General features: G+C 26.2%; 16 protein-coding genes, 1 pseudogene, 1 riboswitch and 1 other annotated feature. Of the genes and pseudogenes, 10 read left to right on the forward strand and 7 right to left on the reverse strand.

Going from position 1 to position 17,340, the window contains the following annotated elements:
• The first annotated feature begins 23 nt into the window (after window positions 1-23).
• On the forward strand, window positions 24-356 hold the full coding sequence (locus KGF46_RS05840) for a carboxymuconolactone decarboxylase family protein (protein ID WP_227827980.1): 333 nt from the start codon (window positions 24-26) through the stop codon (window positions 354-356).
• Window positions 357-742: 386 nt separating this feature from the next.
• Here the strand turns inward: KGF46_RS05840 and KGF46_RS05845 are convergent, their stop codons facing one another.
• Entirely contained in the window at window positions 743-1,282 is a 540-nt protein-coding gene (locus KGF46_RS05845) for a GyrI-like domain-containing protein (protein ID WP_227842007.1), read from the reverse strand.
• 237 nt (window positions 1,283-1,519) lie between these two features.
• Window positions 1,520-1,723: pseudogene (locus KGF46_RS05850) on the reverse strand (MerR family transcriptional regulator); the annotation flags it as partial.
• 570 nt (window positions 1,724-2,293) lie between these two features.
• Between KGF46_RS05850 and KGF46_RS05855 the strand changes: the two are divergent.
• The 4 genes from KGF46_RS05855 to KGF46_RS05870 all read left to right on the forward strand — a co-directional run bounded on the left by KGF46_RS05855 (window position 2,294) and on the right by KGF46_RS05870 (window position 5,434).
• A complete protein-coding gene (locus tag KGF46_RS05855; RefSeq protein WP_227435106.1) occupies window positions 2,294-2,458 on the forward strand; it encodes a hypothetical protein in 165 nt (54 codons plus the stop codon).
• Between the two features lie 291 nt (window positions 2,459-2,749).
• The gene (locus tag KGF46_RS05860) at window positions 2,750-4,132 is read left to right on the forward strand and encodes a PLP-dependent aminotransferase family protein (protein ID WP_227827982.1); all 1,383 of its coding nucleotides are present in this window, start codon (window positions 2,750-2,752) and stop codon (window positions 4,130-4,132) included.
• A 281-nt stretch (window positions 4,133-4,413) separates the two neighbouring features.
• The gene (locus KGF46_RS05865; protein ID WP_227827983.1) at window positions 4,414-5,115 is read left to right on the forward strand and encodes an AzlC family ABC transporter permease; all 702 of its coding nucleotides are present in this window, start codon (window positions 4,414-4,416) and stop codon (window positions 5,113-5,115) included.
• On the forward strand, window positions 5,108-5,434 hold the full coding sequence (locus KGF46_RS05870; RefSeq protein ID WP_227827984.1) for an AzlD domain-containing protein: 327 nt from the start codon (window positions 5,108-5,110) through the stop codon (window positions 5,432-5,434). The genes KGF46_RS05865 and KGF46_RS05870 overlap by 8 nt, the downstream gene beginning before the upstream one ends.
• A 296-nt stretch (window positions 5,435-5,730) precedes the next feature.
• Here KGF46_RS05870 and KGF46_RS05875 read toward each other — a convergent pair whose 3' ends face one another.
• The 3 genes from KGF46_RS05875 to KGF46_RS05885 form a co-directional block, all read right to left on the reverse strand.
• Window positions 5,731-6,555, reverse strand: a complete 825-nt coding sequence (locus tag KGF46_RS05875; protein ID WP_227827985.1) for a hypothetical protein — start codon at window positions 6,553-6,555, stop codon at window positions 5,731-5,733.
• A gap of 271 nt (window positions 6,556-6,826) precedes the next feature.
• Window positions 6,827-7,594 carry an ABC transporter ATP-binding protein gene (locus KGF46_RS05880; RefSeq protein WP_227827986.1) on the reverse strand — a complete coding sequence of 256 codons (768 nt, stop codon included), beginning with the start codon at window positions 7,592-7,594 and terminating at the stop codon, window positions 6,827-6,829.
• Between the two features lie 10 nt (window positions 7,595-7,604).
• The gene (locus tag KGF46_RS05885) at window positions 7,605-9,938 is read right to left on the reverse strand and encodes an FtsX-like permease family protein (RefSeq protein WP_227827987.1); all 2,334 of its coding nucleotides are present in this window, start codon (window positions 9,936-9,938) and stop codon (window positions 7,605-7,607) included.
• Window positions 9,939-10,434: 496 nt separating this feature from the next.
• A riboswitch (cyclic di-GMP riboswitch) is annotated at window positions 10,435-10,528 on the forward strand.
• An 85-nt stretch (window positions 10,529-10,613) separates the two neighbouring features.
• Here KGF46_RS05885 and KGF46_RS05890 point away from each other — a divergent pair.
• Entirely contained in the window at window positions 10,614-11,096 is a 483-nt protein-coding gene (locus tag KGF46_RS05890) for an SH3 domain-containing protein (RefSeq protein ID WP_227827988.1), read from the forward strand.
• Between the two features lie 245 nt (window positions 11,097-11,341).
• On the opposite strand, the gene KGF46_RS05895 is transcribed toward KGF46_RS05890, so the two are convergent.
• Entirely contained in the window at window positions 11,342-11,872 is a 531-nt protein-coding gene (locus KGF46_RS05895) for a PadR family transcriptional regulator (RefSeq protein WP_227827989.1), read from the reverse strand.
• Window positions 11,873-12,245: 373 nt separating this feature from the next.
• On the opposite strand from KGF46_RS05895, the gene KGF46_RS05900 reads away from it, so the two are divergent.
• The 4 genes from KGF46_RS05900 (at window position 12,246) to miaB (ending at window position 16,497) form a co-directional block, all read left to right on the forward strand.
• Window positions 12,246-12,740: an AAA family ATPase gene (locus tag KGF46_RS05900; RefSeq protein WP_227827990.1), complete on the forward strand. Its 495-nt coding sequence runs from the start codon at window positions 12,246-12,248 to the stop codon at window positions 12,738-12,740.
• A 320-nt stretch (window positions 12,741-13,060) separates the two neighbouring features.
• A complete protein-coding gene (locus tag KGF46_RS05905) occupies window positions 13,061-13,459 on the forward strand; it encodes a hypothetical protein (RefSeq protein WP_227850333.1) in 399 nt (132 codons plus the stop codon).
• A gap of 282 nt (window positions 13,460-13,741) precedes the next feature.
• Window positions 13,742-14,006, forward strand: a binding site (T-box leader).
• A 150-nt stretch (window positions 14,007-14,156) separates the two neighbouring features.
• Window positions 14,157-14,708 (forward strand): tryptophan transporter, encoded by a 552-nt coding sequence (locus KGF46_RS05910; RefSeq protein WP_227827992.1) that lies wholly within the window; start codon window positions 14,157-14,159, stop codon window positions 14,706-14,708.
• A 352-nt stretch (window positions 14,709-15,060) separates the two neighbouring features.
• A complete protein-coding gene (miaB, locus tag KGF46_RS05915; protein ID WP_227827993.1) occupies window positions 15,061-16,497 on the forward strand; it encodes a tRNA (N6-isopentenyl adenosine(37)-C2)-methylthiotransferase MiaB in 1,437 nt (478 codons plus the stop codon).
• A gap of 387 nt (window positions 16,498-16,884) precedes the next feature.
• Here miaB and KGF46_RS05920 read toward each other — a convergent pair whose 3' ends face one another.
• Window positions 16,885-17,223 (reverse strand): DUF3784 domain-containing protein, encoded by a 339-nt coding sequence (locus tag KGF46_RS05920; RefSeq protein ID WP_227827994.1) that lies wholly within the window; start codon window positions 17,221-17,223, stop codon window positions 16,885-16,887.
• Window positions 17,224-17,340 lie beyond the last annotated feature (117 nt).

Raw genomic sequence — 17,340 nt, forward strand, 5'->3', positions numbered from 1 at the left:
ATTTATAAACACAGGAGGTAGATATGAATCTTGAAGAAATGAAAGAATATAGAAAATTATATAATAATAAACTAAGTGAAACAGATGAATTTTTTAAAGTATTTGGAAGTCTTAATGATAAGACTTATTCAGAGGGAGCCATAAGTAAAAAAAATAAAGAGTTGATGGGATTAGCAATTTCTATTTTAAGTCGTTGTGATGAATGCATTTGCTATCATATAGAGGGATGTGTCGACTCTGAAGCAAGTAAGGCTGAAATTATAGAAGCAATAAAAATAGGTGTAATTGGTGGTGGCTCTATTACATATCCAAATGCAAGATTTGCAATAAAAATCTTAGAAGAACTTAATATATAATTTTTGTACATAGTTATTTGTATTAATACGAATATATTAATTTAATAATACTATTGAGTATGTTTTAATATAGCATATACTATTACATAACAAATACTTATATTATTAATGTAACTTTAATATTTTACATATTGGAATTTTAGAAAGACTTTAGATAAATTTTATTAAATTTAAATATATTGATTCCTTAAAGTTGTAATAAAAAAATAGATAAACTATATAGTTTATCTATTTTTTATTATAATCTTGTCTAATTGTCAATAGTTAGAATGTTAAATAAAAGACATATTTCTTCTTTTCAAAAATAATCTTTCTCTATCATAATTGTTATCTCACAGTCATATAATCTTTTTGACAAACTAGTATTATTATGCTGATATTTTATCTTATTTTTCCTTAATAGGTATTAGTAAATCAAGTTGTATATCTTTTACCTCATGGTCTGTATTTTCTATATGGCTAAAATAGTTTAAATGTTCTTCTAAAAGACCACACATATGTTCTTGGTCTTGTAAATCACCTGCAAATTCATATTTCTCACTGTTATTCACCCATTCAAGAAGTGCATCCCATTCAGCAAAATTGCCAAAAGCAATCATATGTGCACCATATAACCCTCCTGCAAATTGCTTTCTTTTAAGTGGTGCCGAAATCTCCATATTATCTGGAATTGTCACCCATGCTTCATAACCATGATAGCCTGTTTCATCTATTGGATTAGGATGATTGAAACCATAACGTCTTAAATCTGGTTTAATTTTATTCAAATTGTTTTTACGCACGAATTCATCAAGCATTGTATTTGCATGAAGTTCTGGGTCATCACCAATATAATGAGCGGAAGCAATAGTAGTTGGTGGTAGGTATACTATACGTACATCATTGAGTTTTGATAATCTTTCATCTGCTTTATTTAACTTATTCATACCTTGTTCCTCCTTAAAATTAATACTAACAATATTGAGTGATTCAATAGCTGATAACAATGTGTCATTTTCAGAAATAATAGTTTTGAGTGGTAGTTCTGTAACTTTAATTAGTTCTTTGATAAAACAAAAGAGAATATCCTTGATTGTAGAAAGAGCCGTAATTTCTTCATCCAATTCATTTATGTTTTGACGAAAGATGTTAATAGCAGTAATTGCATTTTTATTTTCTAGAATTATTTGAATTTGACGTACAGGAATTCGCAATTTACGCAAAAGCATAATCTGCTCAATTCTAGAAATTGCTTCTTCATCATAAACTCTGTAAGAATAACCTTCACGACGAAAACTTTTAATTAATCCAATTTGTTCATAATAGCGTAGCATTCTAGTGGATATACCCATATTTTTAGATACTTGGCTTATAGTTATTGTCCTCATTATACTTCCTCCTTACAGTTTTAGTATAAACTACGACACGGTGTCAAAGTCAACAATTAAACATTAAAATTATTGATTGTCTTAATTTAATCAGTTTAAATATCTCCTATTATACTTAGCCATCTGTAAAATTAAATAAGTCTCTATGGTAACATCAAAAACTTTCAAGATAGCATATGTCAAAGACATACAGAGATTGTATCTATTAATATCATATCAGTTTGAAATTTTTCTGTTATTAACTATTTTATTTTTTACTTACTTTGAGAAACAAAATAGTTAGTGAATCTTATGTATATATCAAAGCTGCTACACAATAAATAATTTTTATTATTTTTACTGTAAAACTTTTGGAAAGAGAAGTATTGATTTTTTTATTTTATTACTGAGTTTCCTACAAATTAAATTGTATATTTTTATTCATAGGGTAGAATAAACTAGTTTTGTTAAGGATTTTGAAGGGAAAATAAAGTTAAAAAAATAAAGGCACTAATTTGTCTAACGTTTATTGGTGAAAAATAAACATATAGAAGTTATAATAAATATATAAAAATGTATGAGAGGTGTTGTATGTTTGGTAAACAAAAGGAAAGTGTTAGATTTCTAGAGTTTAATGATGTAGCAGAGAAGTTTGGAGAGAAAAAAGCTGTTGCAATTTTTGATGCAATAGCTGGAAAAAAATCTAAAGAACATATTATCAAGGACATAGAGAAATTAGTCAAAAACGAAGTGTAGATATTTATAAGGTATATTGAGCTTGAGGGTAGCTCTTTATGCCTTCTTTTTTATTGTACAAAAATAATTAAATATTCTAGTATTCATTTAATTATGGTTTGTACTACTTTTATATTGACAAGAAAGTTCTTTAAATATATGGTGTATATATTAAAATAAATTTAAAGGTAATTATGAAATACAGCTATTGATTAATTTGTTTAGGTTGGAGATTTGTATAATCACTTTCTTAATGAATTTATTGCCTTAGATAAACAAAACAGTCAAATTAGTAATGTGAGGTGAAACTTTATGCCAATTAATTCTTTTGAAAATTATCCTATGAATTGGAAGCCAAAACGACCATCAAGAGGGAAAATACTATATAAAGCTATTGCAGAACAATTAGAAGAAGATATTAATAATGGAACTTTGTTGCCTGGTACTAAATTACCACCACAACGTGAATTAGCAGACTTCCTAGATGTAAATGTAAGTACTATTTCTAGAGCCTTTAAAATTTGTGAAAAGAAAGGATTAATAAGCGGTGTGACAGGAAGTGGAACTTTTGTAGCTTATGATATACGGTCAAATTTATTTTTGATGTCAAGTAATAAAATTACATTCATTGAAATGGGTACAATGAATCCAGATTGTGCATTAGAAGAAATGAGTACTTTATTTAAACAAATAACTAAAGAATTGGATTTTAAAACTATATTTCAATATGGACAGAGAGATGGTGCTGATTGGCAAAAAGAAGCTATAGCTAAATTGATTTCCAAAACTGGATTTAAAACCTCTTCTGATAGCTTACTTCCTGCAAGTGGAGGACAAAATGCAATTGTAGCTATTTTGGCAGGTCTGTTTCAACATGGAGATAGAATAGGTGTAGACCCATTAACTTACCCTGGAATAAAGACGGCAGCCAAAATGCTTGGAATACAACTGATACCAATTAAACAAGAAAATGGAGAGATTAGTGAAGAAGGTTTATTATATGCCTGCAAGAATGAAAACATCAAGGGAATATATATAATACCAGATTATCAAAACCCAACTACACATATAATGTCAGAGGCTGGACGAAAAATGATTGCACATATTGCATCTAAATATAATCTAATTGTGATTGAGGATGCTATTCATGGTTTACTTAATGAAATATATTTGAACCCAGTTGCTAATTATATACCTAATCAGACAATTTATATTACAAGCTTATCAAAAATTCTTGCACCTAGCTTACGTCTTGCATACATTGCTACACCTAAAAAGTATAGAGAAGCGTTATCAAGTGCTTTATATAATATTAATCTGTCTCAATCATATTTTTTAACAGAAATAGCTTACCGTATGATTGCATCAGGAGAAGCAGATAAATTAATTGAGGCACGCCGTAAGTCTGCTAGGAGAAGAAATGAGATTGTCAATCAATATTTATCTGAGTATAATATTTTAGGAAATGATGAATGTATATTTAGATGGTTAATACTACCTGATGATATAATGGCAGAAAAACTTGAGTTACAGGCACTCAAAGAAGGTGTACAAGTTTATGCATCTGAGCGCTTTGCAGTTGGAAAAGAAAAACCTATTTCTGCAATAAGAATAGCTGTATGTGCTACAGAAAATATAGAAGAACTTAAATCTGGTTTAAGTGTATTAAAACGATTACTGAAAGAAAAAAGATAATTGTATTGCACACAATATTTTAATTGTGTGTAATTTTTTTTGCTGTTACAATAAAAACATAATAGATAATAGATTTATAAGAATTGACATATATCATTGCCTTATAACAAAAAGTAATTATAGATTAATAGTATTTCAAAACTAATTTATTTTTATTTATTATAGTAAAGCTTATATAGTTAATTCAAATTTATTTTTAAGTATAATTGCAATTATATGATTAATCTATTTTATATTTTAATAATACTCAATATATTAAAAGTTAAAAGGAGTGATTTATCATGGAAAGAACTCAACAACTAAGAGAAAGTTTTATTGCCTCTATACCCATATTTTTGGGCTATATACCAATAGGTATAGTAGGAGGAATACTACTGCAGAAATCTGGTCTTTCACCTTTTCAAATAGCATTGATGGTAACTTTGGTATTTGGAGGAAGCTCTCAATTTATTGCAGCTTCAATGATTTCAGCTGGTGCAAGTATAACATCCATTGTATTAACCACATTTATTGTTAATTTGAGACATTTCTTAATGAGTTCCAATTTAAATATGTATATAAAAAATAAAAGTCCAAAGTTTATATTGCCATTTTGCCATACCATAACTGACGAAACTTTTGCAGTTAATTATGAAAAATTTACTACTGGAAATTGGACTGACAGAAATGCAATCTATCTCAATTTTTTTTGCCTAGTTTCATCAGTCTTAGCTAACTTTATTGGGGCATTTTTAGGAGAAACAATATCTGTAGATAGTTCTATTTCTGGATTTATACTGACTTCTATGTTTATAGCATTAATAGTTTCTCAAATAAAAAACAAAATTTATGTTTTAGTATTTATATCATCAATTATTATTTCAATTATTTTATATGTATTATTTAAGAGTAATTTAGTAATTATAGTCGCATCAATTTTAGCATCTTTAATTGGGTTCTTTGCAGAAGAGGTGCATTATAAAAAGGAGGAATCTTATGAATAATAGTAATTATATATTTTTTATTATAATAGGAATGTACATTGTTACATATCTTCCAAGAGTTTTTCCAATGTTAATCTTTTCGAAAAAGGATATGCCTGAGTCTTTGAAAAAAATAATGAAATTTATACCTGTAGCAATACTTACTTCTTTAACAGCGAAAGATGTATTTTTTAATGGAGATAATCTATATTTATCTGTAGTAAATCCTAAAATTATATCTTTTCTAATTGTACTTCTTGTTGCATACAAATTTAAATCTATTGGAATTTCTATTGTTACGGGTGTGGCATCTATATACTTATTTGGATTTATTATGTAATATTTAACCATTAATATATACAAATTTTAAAATTATAAATATTTATAAATACATATTGCTTTAGATTTTATTATCTAACATAATTATATATTTTTAGTATTTAGTTGTTATGTATTTTAAATTTAATTAATTACTGTTTTGCGTACAAATATAGAGAACTTATTGCTTATATATTAACTTTTATATAGCAATAAGTTCTTTTTTATAATTAATTTATAAGTATTTTAATTTAATAGGGAATATTATATAAATACATAATAATATAGAAATTAATTTATTTTGTATAAATTAAATAGTTACTCTAAATCATTTTTTATTGTATCTAAGTTATATTTTGCATCATCATTATTTTGATTAATATCTAATGACTTATTTAAAAATTTTTTTGCATCATCATATTTTTTATTACACATTAATATAACTCCCTTTAAATTGTATGCATCACTTGCTTTCTTTTTATAGTTAGAACTTTTTTTATCTAAATATTTTAAGCAGTTATTAATTGGAAGTAGAGCCTTATCATAGTCATCTAAATACATATAGTTAGATGCTTCTATATAGTAAAGATCTGAATTGCTAGGATCAGCATCAGTTGCTTTTTTTAGCAATATAGCAATTTCCTTAAAAGATTCTTCTGAAAATTTTTCGAGTTTTAGATATACAAAATCAAGGTACCTAGAACTAAGGTTACTTTTAAAATTTTCATGCCACAATAACTTATATCGATTGTTTTCAACTACAAAGTATCTATCAATTTTTAAAGATTTCTTTTTTCTAGAAAGCATATCTTTCATATCATAAGTTTCTTCTAGTTTAATAAGATTCTTATATTCTTTTTTATCATATTTATACTTTTCTATATTCTCTTCTTTTCCTAATTTATAGCCGATTACTTTTTTGGTCTCGATTAATACATCCTGATACTCTTTAAACCTTTCAAGACCAACTTTTTTCTTGGTGTCTTTGCTTAGTAAATCATATGCTGTTTCATAATCTCCAGAATTTACTCTATCAGTATACTTTTTTGCTACTTCACTAGCACTTTCTCTTGGAGAACATCCTGTTATTAATATTGCAATTAATACTATTAATATTAAAGGTACTCTTTTAATAATGTTCATAATATAATCCTCTATAATTAAATATTTATTAATTTTATTTTATCATCAAACATTGGATAAGTCATCAGCTTTAATATATATGTGAAGTAGATAGTTTAATAAAATGTTGTATATCTTAATTTAGATATATGAAAAATTTCTTATAAATAATTAAGGATTTAAAAAGTTATACTTATATTATTTTCTAGATCCTCTAATAATAGATTTCTTTACTCATAACCATTTTGATTTTATACTACTAGTAACATCTGTTTTATTCGTACTAATATTTCTAAAAACCTAATTCTAATAACCAGTTTGTAAGTTTGTTTTCTCTTTCTTTTAAATTGTTATTATATTCATTAAATTTTCCTAATATAATTTCTCCTATGATTACACCATCGGACATAAATACTACTCGTTCTGTTTTTGCTGCAACTTTGGCATCATGAGTCACAAGCATAATGGTCGTACCAGAGTGGTTGATATCTAAAAGAATATCCATCACTTCATTTGTTACTTTAGAATTAAGTGCACCTGTTGGTTCATCTCCAAATAAGATTTCTGGAGTATTAATTAAAGCACGGCATATAGCTGCTCTTTGAAGTTGACCACCAGAAACCTGAGTAATATCTTTATCTTTGATTTCTGAGATATTTGTCTTCTCCATAAGTATTTTTGCTCGCTCATTAATTATTTGGCGGCTTTCTTCCTTTCTCAAGTAGGCAGAAAGGACTATATTGTCAAAGATATTTAAATTTTTTAGTAAATTGCTTTGTTGAAAGATAAATCCCATTTTTTTTAATCGTATCTTCGATAATTCTTCCTCAGACATATTAGAAATCATTTCTCCGCAGAATGTAATGTTTCCAGATGTGAGTTTATCCATACCACTTAAGTTATAAAGTAGAGTTGTTTTTCCTGAGCCAGAAGCTCCCATAACAGATACAAACTCTCCATGTTGAATGGTTAAATCAATTCCTTTTAAAACTTGATGTATATTCTCTTTGCTGATGACATATTCTTTACTAATTTTTTTAGCTTCTATAATATTATTCATAATATACCTCTTATTCTATGATAGACATAATTTTTATTTTTTTGATTGTCATACTGATTGCTGTGATAGCAATAGATACAGTTATAATTAAAGTTATTGGACAGATTATATATACAATTATTGGATTTGTTATAAATTGTAAATTGGATATACCAGAAAGAAGTAGCCCTGCTATTTTTTGACCAATTGTATTTGATGCAATAGTTCCTAAAATAATTCCAGTTGTAAGGACTAATAATGCTCTTGCAATATATTGAGTTCGTATATTTTTAGTAGAGAAGCCTAAACTAAGCATAATTGCAATTTGTGATGTATCTTTAGCAATCAACATTTTAAAAAACATTGCTGTAATAAATCCAGAAATCGAAATAGATAGAATAACAGCTAGCTTTATAACAAGTCTTAATTGGCTAATAACAGAGCCTAATGTCTGACTTACATAATCGTCCATATTTGTAACTTTTGCGGGATAACAATTCATTCTATACTGATTTAATTTATCTGTTAAATTAACTCCAGGTTTCATATTTAAATTTATGACATGCCATAAAATTGTATCTTCTTTGTAAGGTAGCATCGCTTTAGCAGTCTTACCACCATATGTAACATCTTGATAAATTCCACTAACAGTAAGGATTAGCTCATTATCTTTTTCTGAAAAAATAGATAAATTATCTCCAACACTTTTCCCTAATTCATCAGCATTTATAACAGATAGAGCAATCTCATTTTCATTTGTTGGTGCAGAACCCTTTACATATTCAAGTGGAAAAGTTGAAAAATCTCCATTTTCTATTTTCATATTTTCTATCGTCCCATCCTGGTTCATTACCTTATAAGAACTCGTTATAAAGGAAGCATACTTTTCAACATCATTGTCACTTTCAATAACCTTCAATATAGAATTAAGATGGTTTTGAGTTTCATTTGTATGTTGTAAATCAATGCGAATATCACTTTGACCAGCTCCCATATAAGTAATAAATTCTGGAGACTGAATAGTATTTAGAAAATTAAGTGGTACAATCATAAGGAAGATGCAGACAGCATAAACAAAGCAGAGTAAGCTATAAATGGTAAATCTTCCAGTTACTTCATTTAATCCTAAAAAGAAATTAACATTTGTTATTTTACTTTTGTATAGTTTTATATTATATCTGTTTCGTTTAGTGGTCATTGAAGTACCTGTTTTTAATGCTTCTACTGCTGATATTTTATTAAATCTTTTGAGTATTAGATTACAAAAGAATATAACTGCTATAAATACAATAATTGCACCAATTAATGGAATAAAAATAGCAAAAGCACTTTTTTCTACTTTGCCCATATAAAGATTGATATTTTCTGTAAAAAAAGTTCCAATAAATAATGAGGTTATATAACCAAAAAAACTTGCTGAAGATGCAATCAATATATATTTTGCCAGATACAACTTTCGGATATTACCACTTTGGATACCAATTGCTTTCATAACACCAATTTCACGATAATCTTCCTCAATAGTTGCAATTAGTGTGAATCGTAAGCATAAAGTAGCAATTATAATAAGTAGAACACTAATTAAGATAATAATTGCAACTACAATTCCATCAGATAATGCATTTAGCACTTGATAAAGAGAATAAGTTATTGATGTTCCTGTTTGTGGAAGATTAGTTGATTGATATAACGTTTCAAATTCACTAATTTTATTTATATCATTTAATAGAAACTCAATCAGGTACTCACTTTCACCCAAGTTAGCATGTAAAGTATTCCAATCATCATTACTGATTAAGAAACGCTTTGAAGTAACAAGGGAAGGGTTCATTTGTACATCACGTACAAAGTCTTTTATTGTAAATTCCATGAAGAAATCACCATTGACTATTTGTATCTTATCTCCAACATTTAAATTATTTTGTTTCATGTAATAGACAGGAACCCCTATTTCTCCATTTTCTACTTGAAATATCTCATTATCCATGTCTAATAAAAAATCGAACTTACTATTTTGCCTCACAAAACTATTTTCTAAAACACTGTCAGACTGGCTTTTTTTATCATTTCCTAGAAAAATATTCCTTCCATTGATATTTAAGAGTTCAACAGTTTGTTGTTCTTTTACAGACGGAGTTGAAGCTGTAAATTCATTGATTGATTTTTGGTTTAATTCTCCAGAATACATTTGAACATAGTGAGGTGCACGAGATTGTCTAAACAGGGAAGCCATAGAACTAGTAAGTTCCATAATAATATTTGTAGCACTAGATATTAACATAGCTGCCAGTAAAATAAATATGAATAATGCGGCTGTTACTACTTTATTTCTTGTTAAATCTTTTTGTAATATTCTTTTTAACATATTTCATCCTCGTTTCTTAAAAATTTCTAAAAATTAAAAATAGCATAAGTATAGCAATGTAAATAACTGAAGTAAGTAAACTGAGTTGAATATAAAAAAGCTCAAGTAAGTGTATAATAAGTTATTTTTTATTAATGCTGCATATTGATAAGAGATAACAATAGTTACCACTATTTTCATCAAAATTTCTATTAAGTAGTCTTTATATACTTTCATAATCATACAAATATATAGACATGTTATAATTATATTTGGAAAATAGACTGACCGTCGGTTTATAATAATGATACAGTGTTATACTTCTTTTGTCAAGTAAGCTTTAAAAAAATTATATGTTAGGTAAATCACTATTTTATAGATGACTTATAGAGAATAATAATTTATTTAGTAATATAAAGATATTTTTTATTTATTATTAATTAAAAATTGAATTTATATTTAATTAATATAAAGTTTGAGGGAATATTATTTTTTAAATATTTAATTTGTGTTATTATTCAGATATAGGCAATATTAGATAAATCTAATGACGCAAAGCTATAGGGACTAAAATCTTTATATAATAAAGGTCATGTCAGCCAGTTGCCAAAAAGATAATAATTATTTTTGTTAAATTTATTTTTTAAGAGTTAGGTATTTTTAATAACTTAAAATTTGGCAAGAGGAGGGCTTGAAATGATATCTGAATTAATGTTAAAAAACTTTGATGAATCTAACCTCAATTTTAAGACTAAGATTAAATTGAATTTAAGAGAGAAACCAGATATAAACAGTATGAAATTAAAAAGCATACCAGAAGGAAAAATGGTTAAGTTAAATTGTGTAGATGGAAAATGGGCAGAAGTTGAAAGTAATTATGACAAAGGTTGGTTACTCTATAAATATTTAGAGAAATTGAGCAACACTAAAAGTAATAATATTCTAGAAAGCAGAAAAAGAAATTACATAGGAAATATAAAAACTAATGGTTTAAATCTAGAATTAAGAAATGACAGAACAACAGATTCAAAAATAATAACTACAATTCCTGATGGTTTTAAAGTTGAAGTCTGTTATAGTGTTGGAAAATGGTCAAGAATTAATATCCACAAAAATGGGAAAAGATATTCCGGATATGTATATAGTCAGTATGTAGAAGAATATTCGACTTTGGCATAATCATATATAATAAGCTTTATAAAAAAAGAATACTATAAATGCAAGTTGTCATAAGGCTATATGAAAATATATTGAGAAATAGCTCTTATACAATAACTAAAGGCAATAAATAAAAATGAATATAATATAGATTGGCACTTCATATGAGGTGCCCTTTCTATATCTATGAAAGAAGAGTAAATGAAATAAATACAAAACAGTAGACTATGAATTATATGTGGAAAGACATTATTTACAGTTTTTGTTTAACCTTTATAAACAGCTAATAATCTTTTTGTCCCAGAAATCTCTGCTAATACTATATCAATCATACGTTTTACATTAGCAACATGAAATTCACTAACTTCCTTTTTCCAATCATCATCATCTTTTTGCTTAATTCCTGTTAGATATTGATTTAAAATTTCTAATCGTTTTTCTAAAAGATTTTTTCTTTCTTCTTTTCCTAGGCATTCAATAAAGAATGCTGTAATAGAAAAAATATTAGTGTCATAATCGAATTTCAAAATAGAATTTCTCAAAGTATCATGAAATTCTATACTTCCTTTTTCTGTGATTGTGTAAACTGTTTTGTCTGGCATATTACCATCCTTTTTAACAGTACCTAAAATCAATTCTCTTTTTTCTAAAGTCTTAATTGTAGTATATACGGTTGAGTCTGCGATATTAAACCAGTACTTTACATTCATGTATTCTAACACTTTTATAATTTCATAGGCATTAAGAGGTTTTTCATTTATTAGGCCTAAAAGCATTGTTGCTGGTTTTGATAACATTACAATTCACTCTCCTTTTTGATATTTATTATTATATAACTATATATATATTAGTTCTATATTAAACTACTATTATCTAGCAGTATTATTGTATCATGGAATTTTGATAAAAAAAAGCATGAATATGGATTATGCTACAAATTAATAAATGTATAAAGTTTAATTTAATTATTTCAAGAATTTAAGTGATAAAAAATGATTTATAAGTTTAATTTTCTACTTAAGCCATTTGGGAATGAATATAAGATAACTAAAGACAACAAAGCAATTGTATATGGTGTGAATAATATGATAGATGTTAAAGTATGATTTTTATATGTTGATGTGATAAAATATGACTAACAAATAAATTGAACTTTGAAAGGTGAAATGAATGAAAAATATTTATATTATTGGTGGTACAATGGGAGTAGGCAAAACAACAGTATGCCAGTCTCTAAAATTAATCTTGAAAAATAGTGTTTTTCTTGATGGTGATTGGTGTTGGGATATGCATCCATTTCAAATTACTGGTGAAACGAAAAAAATGGTTCTTTCAAATATTTGTTCATTGTTGAATAACTTTATAAAATGTAGTGCTTTTGAGAATATTATTTTCTGTTGGGTAATGCATGAACAAAGTATTATTGATACTATTATATCTTGTCTAGATATATCGGATTATAGAATAATAAAGATTTCTTTAATTTGTGATGAAACTGTACTGAGAAAAAGGTTGAAGAGAGATGTAGATGAAGGTTTGCGTTTTACTGATGTAATAGAAAGAAGTGTCAACTATTTACCATTGTATGAAAGATTAGCAACAACTAAAATTAATGTTTCTAATAAGTCTGTCAAAGAGATTGTTGAAGAGATATCTGAATTGTAAAATTTTAGTTTTGAATCTAATGTTAATGACAGTATAGTATTGTTGAACATTCCTCTGTTGATTGAGAAGTGTAAAAAAGGAATTTATTACTTACTTCTATTTGTGCAAGTCCTACTGTTCTAGTTGGATGAAGAATAAGGGTGAAAAAACATATAAAAAATATAGTCAAATTTTAATATTTTTCTAATATTATTAGAAGTATTTTTAATAAAAAAATATATCTAATATAAAATAAATTAGAAATTTGAAAAAATTTGTAGTTTTTGAGTGAGTATATATTATAATAAAATAGATATAAATTTTTTATGAGGGGAAAAGAAATGAAAAAAAAGAAAAAATTGATTAGGGTAATCATATGTTTTTTACTGTTAATCAGTATTGTAAATCCACTTCAAGTAGAAGCTGAAATTATTAACGATTTTAGTACATCCGTTTACTCAACACAAACGAACTATACATCTAGTAATGCTAAGTTTAGGACTATTAAATCTAGAAAAAGACATAGAAGTAGTAGGTCAAATAAAAGTAAAATAAAACTAAAAAAACGAAGTACAAGTAATAGAAAGTATAGAAGTGGAATTAGAAATAAACATAGTAACAGAAATATAAAAAGACACAGTATAATATCAAAGTTGATATTGTTAGTAATAGTGATATTTATCATTATAGCTATAGTAATAGTAATATTCATTAAAAGAAAGAAGAAAAGATTTTATTAAAATATAAAAATAGAATTAGTAGAGTTTTATTAAGAATAATTCAAAAATTACATAAAAGAGCTAGATAAATGATAGGAAAATGAATTAAATTATTGAAAATAAAATTTAAAAAGTTTGAATTAGGTATAAAATTTTAAGAAAGAAATTAGTATTGATTTTTATTAGTATTATTTTTTAGAAAATAGTTTTAGAAGAGGTATATTTAAAAAATTATAAAAATATATTGACATTTTTTAGGAAAAGTAATATCATTATTTCAATGGTAAAACAATATATAATAAATTAAATCCTATGACAAGGAAGAGTAGTTAAATTTAGGTTCAATATAGAGAGCTAAGGATGGTGGAATCTTGGCAAGAAAAAATTTGATGAATGGGCCTTAGAGGAGTAAATCAAAATCATATTTTTGAGAGTAGACTTTATCGTCAGTCGCACGTTATAGCGAATAGGGTATGTAAGTACCTGATAATGAGATATATAAAAATTGAGTTTTATATTAAATTTTTATATAATTTAGGTGGCAACGCGGATAATCTCCGTCCTATTAATTTAGGACGGAGTTTTTTTATTTTACGAAAAATTCGATATGTAGAAGGTGGTGAAATAGATGTTATGAATTTCTAAAGCTAAAGAGGATGATTTAGAAGACTGGCAAAAAAATAAATTAAAAATTAAAAAATTAGGAGGAAATACAGAAATGAAAACAAATACAAAAAAACTAACTTTAAATGCAATACTTTTAGCAATAGGATTACTAATACATCAAATTACACCTGCTATAGGATTACCAATGAAACCAGATATACCACTAACAATGTTATTTGTAATATTAGTTTTAAATAGAGATGACTATAAAACTTGCTTAATAGCAGGAATAGTAACAGGTATATTTACAGCGCTTACATCAAGTTTCCCAGGAGGTCAAGTTCCTAATATAATAGATAAAACCCTTACAGCAAATATAGTATTTTTATTAATATATGTTAGCTATAGAATGCCTTTTATAAAAAACTTATCCAAAAAAACACAGGATACTATAGTAGTTTCAATTATAATGCCAATAGGAACACTTGTGAGTGGAGCAATCTTTTTGTTAGCTGCTCAAGCTATAGTTGGTCTTCCAGGAGCTTCTTTTGCAGCTTTATTCTTAACAATAGTATTACCAACTGTTTTAATAAATTTAGTTGCAGGAATATTTTTATTCAAGATTGTTAATTTATCAATAAGAAGGGTTAGTTACCAAAGTTAAAATTTGATTAGATATATGATTTATAATATTTTATTTAAAATCTATTTGATATGATAAAAAGTTTATTTTATAAAGACATTATAATTATTTCGTTTTCTTAAATAAGATTAATTTAATATACTTGTATAGTATAAACTGAGTACATTATTAGATATCAATAGAAATATATTTTGTAGAATTGTAAATGGATTGATTTAAAATCTATTTTTATATAAAAGTAAAGTATAATCAAGGACAGCATTGAGCTGTCTTTTATTATACTTAAAACTTTAATAATACCTTTAAAAGATTTTTCTTATTTGATATAATTAAGGTTATGTGTAATATAAGAAATTAACTAGGAGGAATAGACGTGAGTAAAAGAAAACAAGTAACAATACCTATAGAGAAAATACAAGAACAAGATAAATATATAGAACAAATACACAGACAAAATGAAGAGTACTTCAACAGAACAGGAAAGAGAAAACTCGTGTTTACTCAAACCTTTGGATGTCAAATGAATGAACATGATTCAGAAAAACTTTGTTCAATGTTAGAAGAAATGGGATACCAAATGTCAATGATAGTTGAAGAAAGTGATCTAATAATATATAACACATGTGCAGTAAGAGAAAATGCAGAGCTAAAAGTGTATGGAAATTTAGGTCAGTTAAAGCATCTAAAAGGAAAAAATCCAAACATGAAAATAGCTGTGTGTGGATGTATGATGCAACAACCACATGTTGTAGAAGAACTAAGAAAAAAATACAAACATGTAGACCTTGTATTTGGAACACATAATCTATATAAATTTCCACAATTACTTACAGAATCAATAAATTCTGACAAGATGTTAGTAGATGTATGGGATGTAGATGGAGAAGTAATAGAAGGTCTTAGAAGTAATAGAAAATTTGAATTAAAAGCATTTGTAAATATAATGTATGGATGCAATAATTTCTGTACCTATTGTATAGTTCCATATACAAGAGGAAGAGAAAGAAGTAGAATACCTGAAGATATAATTAACGAGATAAAAGAGCTTGTTTCAAATGGAACAAAAGAAATAACTTTGCTTGGACAAAATGTAGACTCGTATGGAAAAACACTTGAAAATCCAGTTGCATTCTCAGAACTTTTAAGAAAAGTTAATGATATAGAGGGAATTGAAAGAGTTAGATTTATGACATCTCATCCTAAAGACATATCTGATGAGGTGATATATGCAATTAGAGATTGTGACAAGGTGTGTGAATTTTTACATTTACCAATACAATGTGGAAGTAGTAGTCTTCTAAAAAAAATGAATCGACATTATACAAAGGAATATTATCTAGAAATAATAGAAAAGGCTAAAAAAGAAGTTCCAGATATTGCTTTTTCAACAGACTTAATGATAGGTTTTCCAGGAGAAACAGAAGAAGATTTAGAAGATACTCTAGATGTGGTTGAAAAAGTTAGATATGATTCAGCATTTACATTTATTTATTCTAAGAGACAGGGAACTCCTGCTGCTAAAATGGAAAATCAGATACCAGAAGAAATAAAACATGAAAGATTTAATAGAGTATTAGAAGCAGTAAATAGAATCTCAGCAGAGATAAATGATGAATATAAAAATAGAGTAGTTGAAGTTTTGGTCGAAGGAAGAAGCAAAAATAATGAAAATAAATTTGCTGGTAGAACTAGACAAAATAAACTTGTAAATTTTGAAGGTGGAAGTGATGATTTAATTGGAAAATTAGTTATGGTTAAAATCACTGAACCTAGAACATTTTCATTGAATGGTGTACTAGTAAATGATTAATACTGTATAAAATAATAAAATTATGTAAACCAATTGAAATAGATGTACTATAAAACAAAATATATTAAATTTTTTAATTTTAAGAACATATCATATATATTATGCTAATTTCAGTTTCTATTATAAATAAAAATAAATTTGATATAGGATGTAAATTAATTGTACATCTATTTTTTATTCTATTTTATCAAAGCTTACCTAACTATATTTAGTATTTCTTTATATATACTAAAATATTATATAATAGACTATGGGCATGCAGGAAAGGCAACTATACCATTATAAGTTTATATATGTTATTTTTTATAGAGCTTTTTAAATGCTAAAATATCTAATAGACATAAAAAAGCAGTCAATCTTTCACAATTAACTGCTACTTACTAATTTTTATTTTTTACATTTCTTATTAGAGTAATAGATGTTGAAAAGCACACTAGCAAGTATAACTATTATAAATATTACAGCAAATGGAAGCATTTTTTTTTCATCCATTTGTCCACTCTCTACTCTATATCCCAAAAATGACATGATAAATAACATTATAGATACAATAAAAGTAACAATACTAGAACTTCTACATAGTTTTTTTACATCATATCGAGCTTTTTCTTTATCACTCATAGTATTATAACCTGCTAATAACATACTTGCTTTTCCATTAAATAACAATATACTTAAAATGAAAGAGGCAATTGCAATTATAACTGTGAATCCTACTGCAAACATTATAAGCACCTCCATATACTCTGATTTATCAGTTTACTTGTTTATTAATATTTTACCATAAACATACATTAAAATCATTTATTTCATATCTTAATCTTATTAGATATATTATCATAC

It is taken from the genome of Clostridioides sp. ZZV14-6153 (assembly GCF_020657855.1).
GTDB lineage: Bacteria > Bacillota > Clostridia > Peptostreptococcales > Peptostreptococcaceae > Clostridioides.